Genomic DNA, 17,106 nt, shown 5'->3' with positions numbered 1-17,106 from the left:
TATGGAAACGAAAATAAAACAAGACACATTTAAAACAACCAATCCTGCCAACGGAAAAGAATTATCCTCATATACCTATATGACCGACGATCAGGTAGAATCGACAGTAACAAAATCGCACGAAGCTTTTCTAAAATGGAAAATGAAATCCTTTGAAGAACGTGGCAAAATCATAAAAGCCATAGGAAAAGAACTTCAAAATCATAAAACCGAATTAGCAGAATTAATGACGGACGAAATGGGAAAACTTCTCAAACAAAGTCATCAGGAAGTTGATTTATGTACTGGTATTTGTGACTACTCAGCAGACAATGCTGCAGAATTCCTAAAAAATGAAGAGCGCCAATTACAAGATGGCGGTAAAGGGATTATTACCTATGCGCCTATGGGAGTGATATATGGAATTCAACCATGGAATTACCCTTCGTATCAAGTTGTACGATATAGCATCGTCAATCTTATGGCCGGAAACAGTGTGTTATTAAAACATGCCTCTAACGTCACTGGTACAGCTAAATTGTTAGAATCTATATTCAAATCGGCAGGCTTACCTGAAGATTTATTTAGTGTTATGGTAATCAATCATGATCAGTCTGATGAACTTATTAAGCATAAATTAATAAGAGGTGTTACCTTAACAGGAAGTCCTGTTGCTGGCGAAGCTATAGGAGCGAAAGCAGGGAAAGCATTAAAAAAATCAGTCTTAGAGTTAGGTAGTAATGATGCCTATATTGTGCTTGAAGATGCCGACTTAGAACTAGCCGTTAAAACCTGCGTCATGGGACGAATTTACAATAATGGTGAAACTTGTATCGCGGCAAAACGGTTCATTGTTGTCGAGTCTGTATATGATGAGTTTAGAGACGGTTTTGTAAAAGCAATGAAAGACTTAAAATTGGGTGATCCTACTGATAAAACTTCCAAATTAGGACCTATAGCTCGAAAAGATTTACGTGAAACCCTACATGAGCAAGTAGAAAAAAGTATTAAAAATGGAGCTAAAGTACTTTGTGGAGGTGAAATACCTGATGGTGAAGGTTATTTTTATCCAGCTACTGTTTTAGAAAACGTAACCAAAGGCCAACCAGCTTATGACGATGAACTCTTTGGTCCAGTAGCGTCACTAATTAGAGCTGAAGATGAAGACGATGCCATGCGAATTGCTAATGATAGTAGATTTGGACTTGGCGGTGGAATTTTCTCAAAAGATGTTGATCACGCTACAGAATTAGCTGAAAAACATTTTGATACAGGAATGGTCTTTATTAATAAATTTGGAACAGCCTATCCTAATATGCCTTTTGGTGGAGTTAAAGATTCTGGATACGGACGCGAACATGGTGGCTTCGGTATGAAAGAATTCGTCAACGTAAAATCCATTATGATAGGAAAATAATGCTATCAAAAAAAGGAATAAACAAAAAGCCCATCACAATGTGATGGGCTTTCATAACTGAGGTTAAGCGATATATTAGATAACTTTTACGTTTACTGCGTTTAAACCTTTTTTGCCTTCTGTAAGATCAAATTCGACTTGGTCACCCTCACGAATTTCATCGATTAATCCAGAAATGTGGACAAAATGTTCTTTGTTAGAACCTTCTTCTGTAATAAATCCGAAGCCTTTAGCGTCGTTGAAGAATTTTACTGTTCCTGTACTCATAATAATATTATATTTAATTTTTAATAATTACTTAGTAGTATTCAAATATGATGCCACAAATTATATAGCGTTAATTATCGGATTTTTAGGCGATTAAAAACAGATTACCGATAAAAACGATCCCTACAACAAACAATTTTGAGTCCAAATAGCTTTGCTTTTACCTTTGTTTTAGATCTCCCTCTATCTATTAAATCTAAATATTATGGAAACAAAATTCTCATTGTTTAACCAGGTTAATAGTTTATGTTACTGGTTATTAGTATCAAGCGATTACAGAACTTCAGTAAAATTAGATGCAGAAAATGACACGTATAGTGTCTGTATAAAGCATTGTGGTGTAGAACTTTATGCCAACACCATTAAAGGGTTTAGCAAAAGAAATGCAACATTCTTAGAACACGAATTAGATGGTATGGTCGCTGGCTTATTACATTTAAAGAAAAATGTAGATCAGAAATCAGCTTAAGTTTATTCATAAAATAACGTCAGTTCGAGTGAAATATTCAAAAAGAAATGGCACTCGAACTGACGTAAATAGGCTTATTTTTAATAATGTAAGTACGTTTAGTTTTGTACTGTCATATCATTCACATCTACTAACAGCTAAAAGCTTATTACCTCGCTAACTTTCTAAGCGCCACCCATTGCTTTAACATTTCTCTAGAATCCACAGCAGGATAACCCAATACGGTTTTCCCAGCTTCTACATCATTCATAACTCCAGAACCTGCACCAACAGTTGCACCTGAGTGAATTGTCGTATGATCTTTAATTGAAGCAGAACCTCCAATAATTACTCCATCACCTAAAGTTACAGAACCTGCTAGTCCAGAACTTCCTGCCATAATACAAGAACGACCTAGCACACAGTTATGTGCAATTTGAACTAGATTATCAATTTTACAACCGTCACCTAATATTGTAGAACTAAATTTACCACGATCTACGCAAGAATTGGCTCCTATTTCAACAGCATTACCAATAACAACATTACCAATATGTGGAATCTTCACTAAACCCCTACCGTCATCACTTGGACGATACCCAAAACCATCAGCTCCAATACTCACATTATTATGAAAAATACAATGGCTACCGACAACAGAACGCTCTCTAATAACAGTTCCAGACCAAATTGTAGTGTAAGCACCAATAGTGGTTTCATCTAAAATGGTGACATTAGGATAAATAGTAACGTTTTCTCCCAGTACCACATCCTTACCAATATAAGAACCCGCACCTACTCTACTTCCATTACCTATTTTAGCAGATTTATCAATTATTGCAGACGGATGAATATCAGTTTCAAAATACGGAGGTCTAGGAGTAAAGGTTTCAAGTAATTTTGCCATAGCTAAATCGGCATTTTTTACTTTAATAAACACACGATTCTCTCCTGGTTCAATATCAATATTATCATTAACAATAGCTAAACTCGCTTTAGAGTTTTTCCATAAACCTGCAAATTTTCGGTTACCAATAAAGGTCGCCTGATTTTCATTTGCCTTCTGAATTTGCTCTAATCCAGTAATTTGATTCGTAGTTTCGCCAAAAACTTCACCATTAATAATGGCATTTATGTCTTCTATTGAGAATGATTTCATTGGTATAAAATTGTGTATTAGTTAATAATGACACAAGATAATACTAAAATATGAAAGCGCTGTATTATGAATTTGAAGAGTTTCAAGAATTTAAAATAACTCGTCTGTTCGAGTGATTTTGAAGCATAATAAATAGTATCGAGAACCTTCTTGTAAATAAAAACTTCTCGATACAAAATTCAAAAAAAAGGAATTTTACTCGAAGTGACATCTCATAAAAACCTAAGTCTGATTAACTCAAACTCAATTATTACATCGTAATTTCTTTAAACGAAATCCCTAAAGCCTTTTGAATATCTAAAACTTTTTGCATCTCACCAGGAATGATTAACGCAATAGACTGACCAGTTTTACCTGCTCTTGCTGTTCTTCCACTTCTATGCGTATAATACTCTAAGTGTTCTGGTAACTGGTGATGTAGGATAAAAGCCAAATTATTAACATCGATACCTCTTGCAGAAACATCTGTAGAAATTAAAACTTGTAAGCTTTCATTCTTAAAAGCACGCATTACTTTATCGCGTTCTTTTTGTTGCATATCACCTTCCAAAGCACCTACTGCAAAACCTTCCTTTTGTAATTGTTCTGCCAAAGCTTGTGTACCTGCTTTTGTTTTACAAAAAATGATACCTCTTTCATCTTGACGCTTGTCTAAGATTCGGATAATCATATTTAATTTGTCTTTAATAGACGTATGAATATAGTGATGTGAAATATTTTCGTTGACCAAAGCATTTTTGTTCACCTCTATGCGAATCGCATCTTTAGACATATAGTTTTTAACGATGTTTTTAATTTCGTCTGGCATCGTTGCAGAAAATAACCATGTGTTTCTTTTTTTAGTATTGTATTGTAATATTTTGGTTAAATCTTCTTTGAAACCCATACTCAACATTTCATCCGCCTCATCTAAAACTAAGATTTTTACGTTTGAAATATCTACAGATCCACGTTCAACTAAATCGAGCAAACGTCCTGGAGTAGCAACGACAATGTGCGTTGTTCTGGTTAGGTTTTTAATCTGACGGTCAATTTTCTCACCACCATAAACACCTTCAGAAAAAATCTTCTGATCAATATATTTCGTAAATCGGAAGAGTTGCTTTTGTATTTGCTGAACTAATTCACGCGTTGGTGCAATAATTAAGGCTTGCACATCAGAATTATTAGTATCAATAGCATGTAAAACAGGTAAGCCAAAAGCCGCTGTTTTTCCTGTTCCTGTTTGGGCTAAGCCAATTAAATCGGTTTTAGATTCTAGTAAAATAGGAATAACTATTTCTTGTATCTCCGTTGGATTTACAATATTCAGTTCTTTTAATCCTTTTATGTAATTCTTATGTATTCCTAATTCTGAAAATGAGACCATAGTGTTTTTATTATATTGCAAAGGTAATTTGTTCTTTTGAGGAAATTCGTCAATTCGACTAAATTTTACGATTGAAAATGAGTAAAATTTGTATCGAGAATAGGAATTTTTAATGATGTGTTCTCGATACGATTTTTCATCCTTCAAAATCACTCGAACTGACGTTATAAATCGGAATAAGAATATTTATTCAATATTTAAACTACCAACTAATAGGTCGGTAATCCTTCAAGAATTTACCAGACCAATGTTTTCCTGTATTAATACCATCAAAAAGCGGATCCATAACACGAGCTGCCCCATCTACGATATCTAAAGGTGGTTGAAAATCGTGTAATTCTTGTTTGCGTTTTGCTAATTCAGCAGGATCTTCGTCAGTAACCCAACCAGTATCAACGGCATTCATATATATACCTTCTTTGGCTAAACTACCAGCTGCCGTATGCGTTAACATATTTAAAGCGGCTTTGGCCATGTTGGTATGCGGATGACGATCTTCTTTAAAGAAGGAATGAAACTTTCCTTCCATAGCTGAAACATTGATAATGTGCTTCTTACCTGTAGTGTCTTTTTTCATTACTTCAGATAGACGATTACACAAAACAAATGGTGCAACAGAATTTACGAGTTGTACCTCAATCATTTCGGTGGTTTCAATTTCACCTAATTTAAGTCTCCAACTGTTTGTTTTTCTTAAATCAACTTGTTGTAAATCGGCATCTAATTTTCCTTCAGGGAAAACCTCCTGAGACACCAAAGTATTATCAAAACTATAAGGAATTTGAGATAATTTAGCTGATGAACGTAAACCAATACCTGGTTCTGGTCCATGCCACGTTACAGGCATATTTTTATTTGGTGACGCTCCAGAAGTTAATTCTTGTAACTCTACTAAACATTCGGTATGATCGTTTAATAAGTCGCGTGCAAACTTAGGCAACTCTTCTATTGGTCGTTCTTCGTTTGGCATTAAATGACTGTAAAAACCTGCTGGTCGTCTCACCGTCTGCGCTGCATTATTGATAAGAATATCTAACTTTTCGTAGCGTTGTTCTATAAAATTACAGAAGATTTCAACACTAGGAATATGTCTTAAATCAAGACCGTGAATTTTTAAGCGATGTCCCCATTCTGTAAAGTCTTCTTCCTTAGAAAAACGCAATGCAGAATCTACTGGAAAACGCGTCGTTGCAATAACCGTTGCGCCACCACGTAATAACATTAAAGTAATATGATACCCGATTTTTAGTCGAGATCCTGTAATAACAGCCACTTGTCCTTTAACATCTGCTGTTTGAAAACGTTTCGCATAATTAAAGTCCCCACAGTCTTCACACATCGTATCATAAAAATGATGCAATTTGGTAAATAATGTTTTACAAACGTAGCAGTTTCTTGGAGATTCTAGCTCTAATTGTTCTTTAGCTTTTAAATCAGCTTCTGGTAACAATTTAGGAGCCACAAAAATATGTGCTTCTCTTGCACTTCGTATTCCTGTTACTTTTCGAGCATTTTTATCTCTAGCCGCTTGCTTTCGTTTTTCCGCTTTTTTAGCATCCTTTTTACGACGCGAAAACTCTTCTCTACTTGGACGAGATAATTGTCCGGAAGCTTTAATTAGAGCAGTTCGCTGCGGTTTTGGGATTTCGAATATCTGATCTGTATCAGTAACTAACCGTTCTAAAATAGAAATGCAGTTTTCAATCTCTTGAATTGAAATCTCCTCTGTCTTATCTGATGTATCGTTACTCATAACTATAATAGGGACTACTTATTAAGCTGTATTACGCTTCTTGAAGTTCTTTCTTCGACTTTCTGTAAATGTAAGAATTGAAGATACTTCGTCTTGCAAAACGCATTTGTTTATCTGAATTTAAAAACTTGATAAACACACCTTTAGGCACTCCAAAATACTCATAAGTCGCACCATCTTGAAATGTAATCTCTAAAAGCAATCCTTTATGTTGAAAATCTAAAATCGTAGAATTAGTTATAGTTCCTGTGTATTCTTCAAGATTTGCTGCTTTTGTTTCTGGCGCTATACTTACTAAAAAATGATAACCATCAATGATTTCAACACTTTTTAATTCTGCTTCTTCTTGTCCAGCGTCTCCATCTTGAAATTTATCTGGATGCCATTCTTTCACTAAGTTTCTATAGGTCTTTTTTAAATCTTTAAGATTAATTGAATCTTCTACAGAAAAAAGCTTTTTGTATTGACTAATGCGTTTCATTTTTAGTATTTTAAAATAAGGCGCAAAATTACGGTATTTTATAATACAAAATCTATTTAATTCCTTTTATTATAAACCTTTAATCTTCAGGTGGAAAACCGTGAATTTCCTCAAATTTTTCATCAAAATTAGTTCTTAAGTATGTACTCAATTTCTTTTGATAATCATCTTTCAACCATTTTAGGAAGTTATAAGTACTTCTACTAATACATTTTGCGTAGGTTTCTATACGTTGGTTGATATCGTCTTTTAATAATTTTGCCAGAGCTAAAGCATCGTAAACATCTTCGCTGTTTTCAATACAAATTTTAGCGTGCTGTTCTATAGAACGTTCTAACACCACTTTTGAAGATTCCCCACTATCTACAGCATCCTTGTAAGTTTGCTTAATGTCGAAATAGGTATCTTCAGATTTAGAGAACTCTTCTTTAATTTCATCCGATAAATCGTGTTTAAAATTGGATTCAATAGCATCATCATCTTTAATACGATCTGCGTACCAATTTGGTGACTTAAAAATTAATTGCCAATCTAAATCTGATCCCCAAGGCCCAAATCTGTAAAGGTTGTTTCCTAAATCAATAGTTGTAAATTTCGATTTATTATTCAAAATACGAGATCCACGACCAATCATTTGGTAATATAAAGTCAAGGATTTTGTTGCTCTGTTTAAGATAATAGTATCAATGGTTGGTTCATCAAAACCAGTAGTTAAGATACTTACTGAGGTTAAAATAGCATCAGGAGTTTCATGAAACCATTGTAAAATCTGTTTACGTTGTTTTTTTGTCGCCGTATTATCTAAGTGCATAACTGGTAAATCTGCTTCCTTAAAAGCATAATACACACTTATAGACGTATTAATACCATTATTAAATATTAAGGCTTTCTTTCCTAGTGAATGCTTTTTGTAAGCATCAACTAATTTTTGAAGCATTGCTGGACTGGAGTATAAATCTTCAGAGGATTTTACGGTATAATCACCGTTAGAACCTATTTCTAAAGAGGTTAACCCCATATCATAAGCATAGGTTTCTGCTCTTGCCAAAAACTCATTTTCTATAAGATTCTCAATAGTTTCACCTGTAATAAGTTCATCATAGTTATCCTTCATTGGTAACTCCTTATTAGAACTTAAAGGCGTTGCCGTAACTCCTAAGATAAAAGACTTTTCAAAAAACTTGAATAACTTTGTAAATGAATTATAATGCGCCTCATCAATAATAACCAAACCAACATCTGAAATATCTAACATGCTGTCATTTAGTCGGTTATTTAAAGTTTCAACCATAGCAACAAAACACGAATACTCTGCTTGGTCATCTAAATTTGCCTTACTATTAACCACTTTATTTGTTACACCAAAACCATCCAACATTTTAGATGTTTGGTTACAAAGCTCCACTCTGTGTGTCATTATCAAAACCTTTTTTTTGTGATTTTTAAGGTATTGACGCACCATTTCTGAGAAAATAACCGTTTTACCACCACCTGTAGGTAATTGATATAATAAGTGATAATCGTCGCGTTCTGAATCAAACTTTTCGAAAATCTGGCTTATTGCACCTTGTTGGTAGTCATATAATTCTTTATCGGTTTTTTTTCTTGAACAGCTGGATTCGTTACAGACATAAATTCTTTTCGGATTATTTTAGAAGTTGCAAATTTACAACACTTTGGTGCACAAAAAAAGTCTCAGGTCAATTGATACGCATCAAACTTTATGAAAACGGTCTTTTTTTACTAGAAAAATTCATTGGATATTTAAAAATTTGCCTTTGAAATAATAATTATTCTATATTTACGTTTCATCATTTTATCCGGTTATTTTTCCCCTCTATGAAATACATTTTTTTTAGTATTGTTTTTTTTTGTGGTTCATTATGTATAGACGCTCAAAATAATTCGTTACCCAATTCATTAAAGATAGAACTACCAACCTATAAACTCAATTTAGGTCCGATTATAGAAACTATTGAAATTCCATTAGTTTCAAAAAAAGCATCAGAAATTGATATTAAATCAGATCATTGGGACACAACTTTACATAATCCCTATGTGGATACGGTTCAACAATTTCCTTTAGAATTAAACTTTACTGACAGCACTTATGCATCTCCAGTACCACACACTAAAGTAGTGACATCGCGATATGGTTGGCGACGAGGCCGAGCACATAATGGCATTGATATCGATTTAGTAACAGGAGATTCTGTGGTGTCTATACTAAGTGGAATTGTACGCTTTGCTAAATACGCCAATGGATTTGGTAATACAGTAGTTGTGCGTCATTACAATGGTTTAGAATCGACGTACGCACATTTATCTCATATTGGTGTTAAAGCTAATGACACCTTAGTAAGAGGTCAATATATAGGAAAAGGTGGCAACACAGGAAACTCTAGAGGAAGTCATCTTCATTTAGAATTGAGTTATAAAGGTGAGCAGATTCACCCTGAATATCTTTTCGACTTTTCTTCTAAGAATGCTATTCGATCAGAACAAGTTTGGGTAACCCAAAAGTGGACACATGCCAGATACCATAACTCTAGAAAAGTGAGTACCGTTAAGCTTATAAAATCAGCAGACGAAGCGGCATTGGCAAGTTTGGCTAGGCAGCCTAAACTATATGTGGTGCAAAAGGGAGATACGCTTTATGCCATTTCAAGACGTAATAATATGTCTTTATCAAGACTTTGCGAAACCAACGCAATTAAACAATCCTCTCCTTTAAAAATTGGACAAAAATTAGTCTTAGAGCTTTAAAAAAAATAAAAGACCGTTGCACTTCTAGAATCAAGACCAAAGACTTGATTCTGACTAGCTGAAAAAAGAATTTATTTTCATCTTGAATATGACTTGTTCTTTTTCGTCATTTTTATTCATAATATAAACGAAATTACGATAATCAATTCTTTTATTTCTGGTTTAGTATTTTGAAAATTCAGTACTTTGCACCTTCAAAAATAATCAAGCCAATTTGAAAGTCTGTATTGCCGAAAAACCAAGTGTTGCTAGAGAAATCGCCTCTGTATTAGGAGCTACCACCAAACGTGATGGCTACTACGAAGGCAATGGCTACGCTGTAACCTATACCTTTGGGCATCTCTGTACATTATTTGAACCTGTTGACTATAAACCCTATTGGAAAAGTTGGGATTTAAACAACTTACCTATGCTTCCTGAAAAATTTGAAGTTAAGGTGGCTAATAATGATGGGATTAAGAAGCAATTTAGGATTGTAAAAAGTTTATTCGACAAAGCAGATGTGGTCATTAACTGTGGTGATGCTGGCCAAGAAGGAGAACTCATTCAACGTTGGGTGATTAATAAAGCCAACTACAAAGGGAAGGTAGAACGTCTATGGATTTCGTCTTTAACAACTGAAGCCATCAAAGAAGGTTTTAATAATCTTAAACCTTCTGAAAATTACGACAATCTTTATTATGCTGGTTTTTCGCGCTCTATTGGAGATTGGCTTTTAGGGATTAATGCAACGCGACTCTACACTGTAAAACATGGTGGTTATAAGCAAGTACTGTCTGTTGGACGGGTTCAGACTCCTACCCTTGCGATGCTTGTAAATCGTTTTAAAGAAATTGAAAACTTTGTACCACAGCCTTATTGGGAATTACAAACATTATATAGAGACACCCTTTTTAGTTATGAAGAAGGCCGTTTCTTAAAAATGGAAGATGGGGAAATTTTAGCAAAAAAAGTTAAAGAGCACGATTTTGAAATCGTTTCTATCACTAAAAAGAAAGGAACGGAATATGCTCCGAAGTTATTCGATTTAACAGGTCTACAAGTTTATTGTAATACGAAGTTTGGATTTTCAGCAGATGATACGCTTAAAATTGCTCAAAAATTATACGAGAAAAAAGCGGTAACATACCCAAGAGTTGATACGACTTTTTTACCAAATGATGTGTATCCTAAAGTTAATGGTATTTTATCTAAATTAACTGATTATGCAACGCTTACCGCACCTATTCTAAATAAAAAGATTAAGAAGTCATCACGCGTCTTTAATGATAAAAAAGTAACCGATCACCATGCCATCATTCCAACCGGAATGCAAACACATCTGCAATATAATGAGCAGCAAGTTTATGATATTATCGTGAAGCGTTTTATCGCTGTATTTTACGATGATTGTAAAGTGTCGAATACTACAGTTATAGGAAAAGCTGCAGATGTAAATTTTAAAACGACAGGAAAAGAAATTTTATCTAAAGGTTGGCGTGTTGTTTTTGATGCTTCGACTTCGCTCAGCAACCAAACAAAAAAGGATACTTCAGCAAAAGATAACATGCTGCCATCTTTTGCCAAGGGTGAAAAAGGACCACATGAACCTTCGTTTCTAGAAAAACAGACAAAAGCTCCAAATTATTATACGGAAGCCACACTCTTACGTGCTATGGAAACGGCTGGTAAACAAGTTGAAGATGAAGAACTAAGGGATTTAATGAAAGAGAATGGTATTGGTCGTCCATCAACACGTGCCAATATTATTGAAACGTTGTTTAGACGTAAATACATTAAACGAAATAAGAAACAAATCTTACCTACTATAACAGGTATCCAATTAATTGACACCATTCAAAATGAACTGTTGAAATCTGCTGAACTAACTGGGACTTGGGAAAAGCAATTAAAGGATATTGAAAAAGGAGAGTATACTGCAAGTGCATTTATAAAAGGCATGAAACGTATGGTTGATGCTCTAGTTTACGAAGTACGAAGCGAAAAAGTGCAAACTCGGATTTCTGCAGTAAATAATAAACCTGCTGAAAAACCAAAATCGAAAGCAAAAACAAAACCGAAGACTCAATCTCTAGTTGGTAGTTCTTGCCCAAAATGTAAGTCTGGTTCACTTTTAAAAGGAAAATCGGCTTATGGATGTAGTCTTTATGGTAAATCTTGTGATTTTACCTTACCGTTTAGTTTAGGTGAAAAGAAAATATCTGAAAAGCAATATATTAGGTTAATAACTAAAGGGTCTACAGTAAACTTAAAAGGCTTTAAAGTTAAAGGGAATTCACAAGAAGGTTTGCTACGTTTTAATGATAACTTTAAATTAAAATTTGAGCCTAAGCAAACCATTAAAAAACCAACCATAAAAGCAGGAGATACTTGTCCTAAATGCAACACAGGTAAAGTACTACAAGGTAAGACTGCTTTTGGCTGTAGTAATTATAAGAGTGGTTGCGATTTTAGGGTTAATTTTTAATTAATCTTATAGGCACATAAAAATCTTCTTCAGAGTCAGGACTTCCATTTTCATAGGTTTCACCCATCACTTGAAAATGCGGTCGATCATCAATTAGGTAGCCAGAATTTTCTAACCACTTAGACATTATGTTTTCATAAGTCAACCTAGCATTGGTGCCTTTGTGAAGAAACACAGCATACTTACCACTAGGAATTGTAAAGCTTTTCAGGTTTTGTGGCATTGTTTTAAAATCGGTTACTTCTGCACATGCCCAAATTTCGAATTCTTCTTTTGGCTCACCGTTTTTCTGTAAGCTAAAGACTTGTATTGCTATTAATTCTTCAGAAGCCAACGTCTCTAATTCATGCTTTCTTGGCATAAACTGTTTCCAAAGCGCAACGATTTTATGTTGTTCATGTCTTTTAATTTTGGCGGATAATCCAATTACTTTTATTTCAGAAGATTCTTTTATTTTAGGATTCATACAATTTCTATAAATGAGATTTAAATATAAAAAAAAAGCACAAGTGTTTAAACTTGTGCTTCACAGAATTAGTATCAACACCAACCAAACATTACAAACTAATTCTTTAACTCAACTTAAAATTATTTTTTTACATGCTAGGCAATACTACTGTATCAATAACATGAATCACACCATTTGACTGATTAACATCCGCGATTGTAACCATAGATGTATGACCCGCATTATCTTTTAAGACTAAAGTTTTACCATCCATCATAGCTGTTATCATGGCTCCATTTGCTGTTTTAAATGATGCTTTTCCGCCACCTTTTTTAATGGCTTTCATAATATCTTTTCCACTAAAATGACCAGCAAGTACATGATACGTTAATATAGACTGCAGTTTTCCTTTATTTTCAGGTTTCAATAATGTAGCAACCGTGCCTTCTGGTAACTTATCAAATGCAGCATTAGTTGGTGCAAACACTGTAAAAGGACCATCGCCTTGTAACGTTTCCACTAACTCTGCAGCTTTAACAGCAGCAACTAATGTTGTATGCTCTTTAGAATTTACCGCATTACTAATAATGTCTTTTGAAGGATACATCTCGGCTCCACCAACCATCTTTGTATCTTTTTCCATCTTGGCCTGAGCCACTGCTGAAGTTCCAAATAATAATGCGACTGCTAATGATACTGTTGAAATAAATGTTTTCGTTTTCATAGTTTAAGTTTTAAATGAATTGTTTCTCTACCTACGAAGATTTCAGTAGGTCGGTTTTTTAAAACTTAAATATTAGTCTAGAAGAAGAAATTATTCAAACAAAAAAAGCCACTATAGTAAACTATAATGGCTTTTATATTGTTAATTAAAATTACTCTGCTTGCTTTACTCTTACAGCATTCATTCCACGTTGTCCTTTCTCCAATTCGAAAGTAACTTTGTCGTTTTCTGCTATTTCGTCAATAATACCACTGACGTGTGTAAAATGCTTTTCATTCGTTTCTGTATCGATAATAAAACCAAAACCTTTGGAGTTATCATAAAAAGAAACTTTTCCGTTTCTGATTGGATCAAACGGTTCTTCGTCTGATTCTTCTTTTGTAGGAATACCAAGAACGATGTTCTCAGCTTTTACCTTCACCTTCATTGTTGGATCTGGAGGAGTATCCGTAAGATTACCATTATGATCTACATAAGCAATCGGGATTCCTTCTGAACCATTTTCATCTCTGTTGAGTTTACGCGCTTCCATTTTCTTGCGCTTGTCTTCTCGTTTTTTTAATCGTTTTTTTCTTTTTCACTTTTACTAAAAGTCTGTTGTGATTTAGCCATTCGTAGTTTTAAAAATTAATATAGGTGTGTGCTTTTGAAAATATTTATAATGCAAACAAGTTAATCAACTTAACAATGAATAGTATTAAAATCTAGTAAAATAACTTAAAGAATAATGTTATTTGTGTAGTATATCTCCAATGAACCGATGACAAAGATACAATATCTATACCAAATATTTAAATTGTTAATCATTATTCTATTCCAAAACACACAATTTACATGCTAAATAAACATATTAAAGTCAAATAATTTTAAATTTCAAGCAATTTACCAATGTATTCTAGCTTGGTAATATCGTTTCCTGTTAATGTTAAAAAAGCATTTCCATTTGGTTTTACTTCAATACTTATAGTATAAGCCTGCATCTTTATAGTAATTGAAATTTGTTGCTTTTCATCATGGAACGCTGTGCTGATTTCACTACTACTATCTTTTAAAGTATAAATTGCTCTATCCTTTGAAAAACCATGTAACTGACCAGTCACATCTAATTTGTTAATACGTATTTGATTGGTATCACCATCGAGCATTTCCCTTTGTTCACTATCATGGATAGCGTTTGCTACAAATTGATAGTGCTGAGATTTAACGGCATTTTTTGAATTATGATATGTTGTTGCAAACATTTCCTTTTGACTTGTTTTAGCTTGCGCTGTCACAAAATTTGAAGCGGAAAGACTAAAAAGCAGGACTAATAAAACTAATTTTTTCATGGGTATAAATTCTTATTTTGGGTCTAATATGTTATTAATGCGTTCAATACCATCTTGATAATGGTATTTAGTTTCTGTATTTATATTGGTTTTAGATGCTGAATTAAGCATGCGTTTTATAACACTTAACTCACCTCTAACCAAAGCTCTAACATCAGATTGATTAACATTATAATACTGTCGGCTACGATTTGGATCTAAATCTTCTGTCATTAAGTTAAACATAGCATCTAAATAAACACGCTGCAAATTACGTCTAAAAACTGAAACATTTGCACCAGATTTTACTTCAGACCATATACCAGTTCTTATATCGCTCAATAATTCTAATGCTGAATAATTCTTAGAATCCAAAGCACTGTGATCTATCAATCGACCTAAACGCTCAAAATTTAATAAATTATTTAGATGTCTCGCTTGTAAACTTCGAATACGATCTGTGTAACCAGCGTAATTTATATTCTGAAGAATCGATTTATCTATTAACCAATTTGGTGTTTCAAAAGCATTTTCTTGTAACCAGCTCAACGCTGCTTTCTGATCTGATTTAGAAACCGGATTAAAAACATCTCCTTCTTGAGAAGGGTTTTTAGTCTCTTCCACTACTCCACCAACATGAGTTACGACATGACCGACATAACGACTCCAAACACTTAGCAGTTCTCCATAAAGTTCTTCTAAATCTTCATAGTTATTTGTTTTATCACTCGTCCAACTTGGTAAATTTTTAGCAACAATTTTTAAGTTTTTGAGGCCGTATGTACTTGCTTTAATACTATTGTTTCCAATATCTTCAGTTTGTGCTGTAGGATCATAACTACCACGACCTCCAAATTTATAAATAGGATCACCAGCTTTTTCTATAATCCAACTACTTAATGTCGCTTTTTCATCATCAGCAGATTTTGCATCATCGATATATCTGTAACCGTAATTAATAGCATAGTCATCGTAAGGTCCTAATTGTCTTACAAATCGAATATTCTCATCACCAGGTTGTGCAATATAATTGTAACGCGCATAATCCATGATGGTCGCTGCAATTCCATTTTTTTGCGTGAAGTCGCCATCTCTGTAACTTTCGACATCGTAAGCATAACTCGCACTCATATTATGAGGTAAACCGAGTGTATGGCCAACTTCGTGTGCAATAACCATTTTCATCATTTCTCCAATTTCTGCATCCGGAGTATTTAAAGTTCTTGCTAACGGATTTGCCGCACCAGTTTCTAACAAGTAGCGATTACGGTACGAACGTAAATGGTTATGATACCAAATAATATCACTTTCAATAATTTCACCACTTCTAGGATCGGAAACACTTGGTCCTGTTGCATTTCTTGTAGTACTAGCAACATATCTTACGACAGAATACCTTATATCTTCTGGACTAAAATCTGGATCTTCTTCTTTCGTCGGTGGATCTTTTGCGATGATTGCATTTTTAAACCCAGCAGCTTCGAAAGCTTTTTGCCAAAGCTCAATACCTTCTTTCATGTAAGATCGAAACTTCATTGGAGTCGCAGGATCTAAATAATAAACTATAGGTTTTATAGGCTCAACTAACTCTCCTCTATTATAAGCTTCAATATCTTTTGGAATTAATTTCCAACGTCTCAAATAAGTTTTTCTATCCGATTTTAATTCTTCACTGCTATAGTCATATTTGCTCAAAGTAAACCAACCTACACGTTCATCAAAAAGACGTGGTTGCATTAGTGTTTTTGGTAATAGAATCATCGATTGATTCATTTGAATACTGATGGTTTCATCTCCTGTATTTACTGGAGGATTAGACGCGTTATACGTAAAATCTTGAATCACTTCAATATTCTCAGGGAAACTTTTTACAGAATTAATAAAGCTTCTGGACTTGTCTAAATTTTTCACTTTATAAGTAGACCGCAATCGTGATCCTAGTCCGCTGATGGCTTTTACATCTGAATCGTAAAAACTTGTAACATCAATAACTACTGAAGAAGAATCTTTAGAAAATGCCGCAATGTCAAAAGCATATAATGTAGGTTCGTAATTGTTAGATTTTACAGAAACGTTAATTGGCAAACTATCTGATGCTACAGCACTTGATGATTTTTCCTTTATGAGAATTTTGTTTTTGAAACGCTCCCAATTAATCATTCGGGTATTGGTTTTTGTACCTGCATTTACATAACCACCACCTAAATTTGAAGGTAGTTTTGCAAAACGGCTTACCAATAACATATCTGTGTTTAGATGTTCCATTGGGATTTCAAAATAATACTTCTCGTCTACCAAATGCACATCAAATAATCCTTTATCTGAAATAGCATCTTTGGTTATAACTTTATCGTAATCTTTTATTTTACTACTATTCTTTTTGGGAGCTTGCGTTTTTGATTGTGCTGTTTGATTCTTTGATTTTTTATTACCTGCTGATTGTGCTGTTGCACAAGACACCAGAATGAAGGAACATATTGTAAGTGTTAGAATTTTTCTCATAAATTGAAAGCTAATGGAT

14 protein-coding genes and 1 pseudogene are annotated in these 17,106 nt (G+C 33.9%); 4 read left to right on the top strand and 11 right to left on the bottom strand.

All coding sequences use genetic code 11. The features are described 5' to 3' along the window. Position 1 precedes the first annotated feature (1 nt). The gene (locus tag ADIWIN_RS17245; protein WP_020897146.1) at positions 2–1,396 is read left to right on the top strand and encodes an NAD-dependent succinate-semialdehyde dehydrogenase; all 1,395 of its coding nucleotides are present in this window, start codon (positions 2–4) and stop codon (positions 1,394–1,396) included. A gap of 75 nt (positions 1,397–1,471) precedes the next feature. Here ADIWIN_RS17245 and ADIWIN_RS17240 read toward each other — a convergent pair whose 3' ends face one another. Beyond that, positions 1,472–1,663: a cold-shock protein gene (locus ADIWIN_RS17240; protein ID WP_020897145.1), complete on the bottom strand. Its 192-nt coding sequence runs from the start codon at positions 1,661–1,663 to the stop codon at positions 1,472–1,474. 205 nt (positions 1,664–1,868) lie between these two features. Here ADIWIN_RS17240 and ADIWIN_RS17235 point away from each other — a divergent pair, with 205 nt between their 5' ends. After that, the gene (locus ADIWIN_RS17235) at positions 1,869–2,132 is read left to right on the top strand and encodes a hypothetical protein (RefSeq protein ID WP_020897144.1); all 264 of its coding nucleotides are present in this window, start codon (positions 1,869–1,871) and stop codon (positions 2,130–2,132) included. 148 nt (positions 2,133–2,280) lie between these two features. Here the strand turns inward: ADIWIN_RS17235 and lpxD are convergent, their stop codons facing one another. The 5 genes from lpxD to ADIWIN_RS17210 all read right to left on the bottom strand — a co-directional run bounded on the left by lpxD (position 2,281) and on the right by ADIWIN_RS17210 (position 8,509). Continuing rightward, positions 2,281–3,270, bottom strand: coding sequence for a UDP-3-O-(3-hydroxymyristoyl)glucosamine N-acyltransferase (gene lpxD / locus ADIWIN_RS17230; protein WP_020897143.1), 990 nt, complete (start codon positions 3,268–3,270; stop codon positions 2,281–2,283). A gap of 250 nt (positions 3,271–3,520) precedes the next feature. Then, positions 3,521–4,639: a DEAD/DEAH box helicase gene (locus ADIWIN_RS17225; RefSeq protein ID WP_020897142.1), complete on the bottom strand. Its 1,119-nt coding sequence runs from the start codon at positions 4,637–4,639 to the stop codon at positions 3,521–3,523. Between the two features lie 202 nt (positions 4,640–4,841). Further along, a complete protein-coding gene (locus ADIWIN_RS17220) occupies positions 4,842–6,392 on the bottom strand; it encodes an SDR family NAD(P)-dependent oxidoreductase (RefSeq protein WP_020897141.1) in 1,551 nt (516 codons plus the stop codon). Positions 6,393–6,423: 31 nt separating this feature from the next. Beyond that, complete coding sequence (locus ADIWIN_RS17215; RefSeq protein ID WP_020897140.1) at positions 6,424–6,873, bottom strand: KTSC domain-containing protein; 450 nt, start codon at positions 6,871–6,873, stop codon at positions 6,424–6,426. Positions 6,874–6,952: 79 nt separating this feature from the next. Further along, positions 6,953–8,509: a DEAD/DEAH box helicase gene (locus ADIWIN_RS17210; RefSeq protein ID WP_040757671.1), complete on the bottom strand. Its 1,557-nt coding sequence runs from the start codon at positions 8,507–8,509 to the stop codon at positions 6,953–6,955. A 203-nt stretch (positions 8,510–8,712) separates the two neighbouring features. On the opposite strand from ADIWIN_RS17210, the gene ADIWIN_RS17205 reads away from it, so the two are divergent. Together ADIWIN_RS17205 and ADIWIN_RS17200 are read left to right on the top strand one after the other, a co-directional pair. Further along, a complete protein-coding gene (locus ADIWIN_RS17205) occupies positions 8,713–9,639 on the top strand; it encodes a peptidoglycan DD-metalloendopeptidase family protein (protein WP_020897138.1) in 927 nt (308 codons plus the stop codon). Positions 9,640–9,853: 214 nt separating this feature from the next. After that, a complete protein-coding gene (locus tag ADIWIN_RS17200; protein WP_020897137.1) occupies positions 9,854–12,106 on the top strand; it encodes a type IA DNA topoisomerase in 2,253 nt (750 codons plus the stop codon). Here ADIWIN_RS17200 and ADIWIN_RS17195 read toward each other — a convergent pair. The 5 genes and pseudogenes from ADIWIN_RS17195 to ADIWIN_RS17175 all read right to left on the bottom strand — a co-directional run bounded on the left by ADIWIN_RS17195 (position 12,096) and on the right by ADIWIN_RS17175 (position 17,087). Continuing rightward, positions 12,096–12,572 (bottom strand): GyrI-like domain-containing protein, encoded by a 477-nt coding sequence (locus ADIWIN_RS17195; protein WP_020897136.1) that lies wholly within the window; start codon positions 12,570–12,572, stop codon positions 12,096–12,098. The two genes, ADIWIN_RS17200 and ADIWIN_RS17195, sit on opposite strands and share 11 nt — an antisense overlap. Before the next feature lie 130 nt (positions 12,573–12,702). Continuing rightward, complete coding sequence (locus tag ADIWIN_RS17190) at positions 12,703–13,278, bottom strand: fasciclin domain-containing protein (protein WP_020897135.1); 576 nt, start codon at positions 13,276–13,278, stop codon at positions 12,703–12,705. Positions 13,279–13,429: 151 nt separating this feature from the next. After that, positions 13,430–13,890, bottom strand: a pseudogene (locus ADIWIN_RS21555) (cold-shock protein). 254 nt (positions 13,891–14,144) lie between these two features. Further along, positions 14,145–14,606: a DUF4251 domain-containing protein gene (locus ADIWIN_RS17180; protein WP_020897133.1), complete on the bottom strand. Its 462-nt coding sequence runs from the start codon at positions 14,604–14,606 to the stop codon at positions 14,145–14,147. A gap of 12 nt (positions 14,607–14,618) precedes the next feature. Beyond that, positions 14,619–17,087, bottom strand: a complete 2,469-nt coding sequence (locus ADIWIN_RS17175; protein ID WP_040757670.1) for a zinc-dependent metalloprotease — start codon at positions 17,085–17,087, stop codon at positions 14,619–14,621. Positions 17,088–17,106: the final 19 nt, after the last annotated feature.

The organism is Winogradskyella psychrotolerans RS-3, from assembly GCF_000427335.1.
GTDB classification, from domain to species: Bacteria; Bacteroidota; Bacteroidia; order Flavobacteriales; family Flavobacteriaceae; genus Winogradskyella; species Winogradskyella psychrotolerans.
The sequence above is the reverse complement of the archived record's forward strand: the minus strand, read 5'-3'. Positions and strand labels throughout refer to the sequence as shown.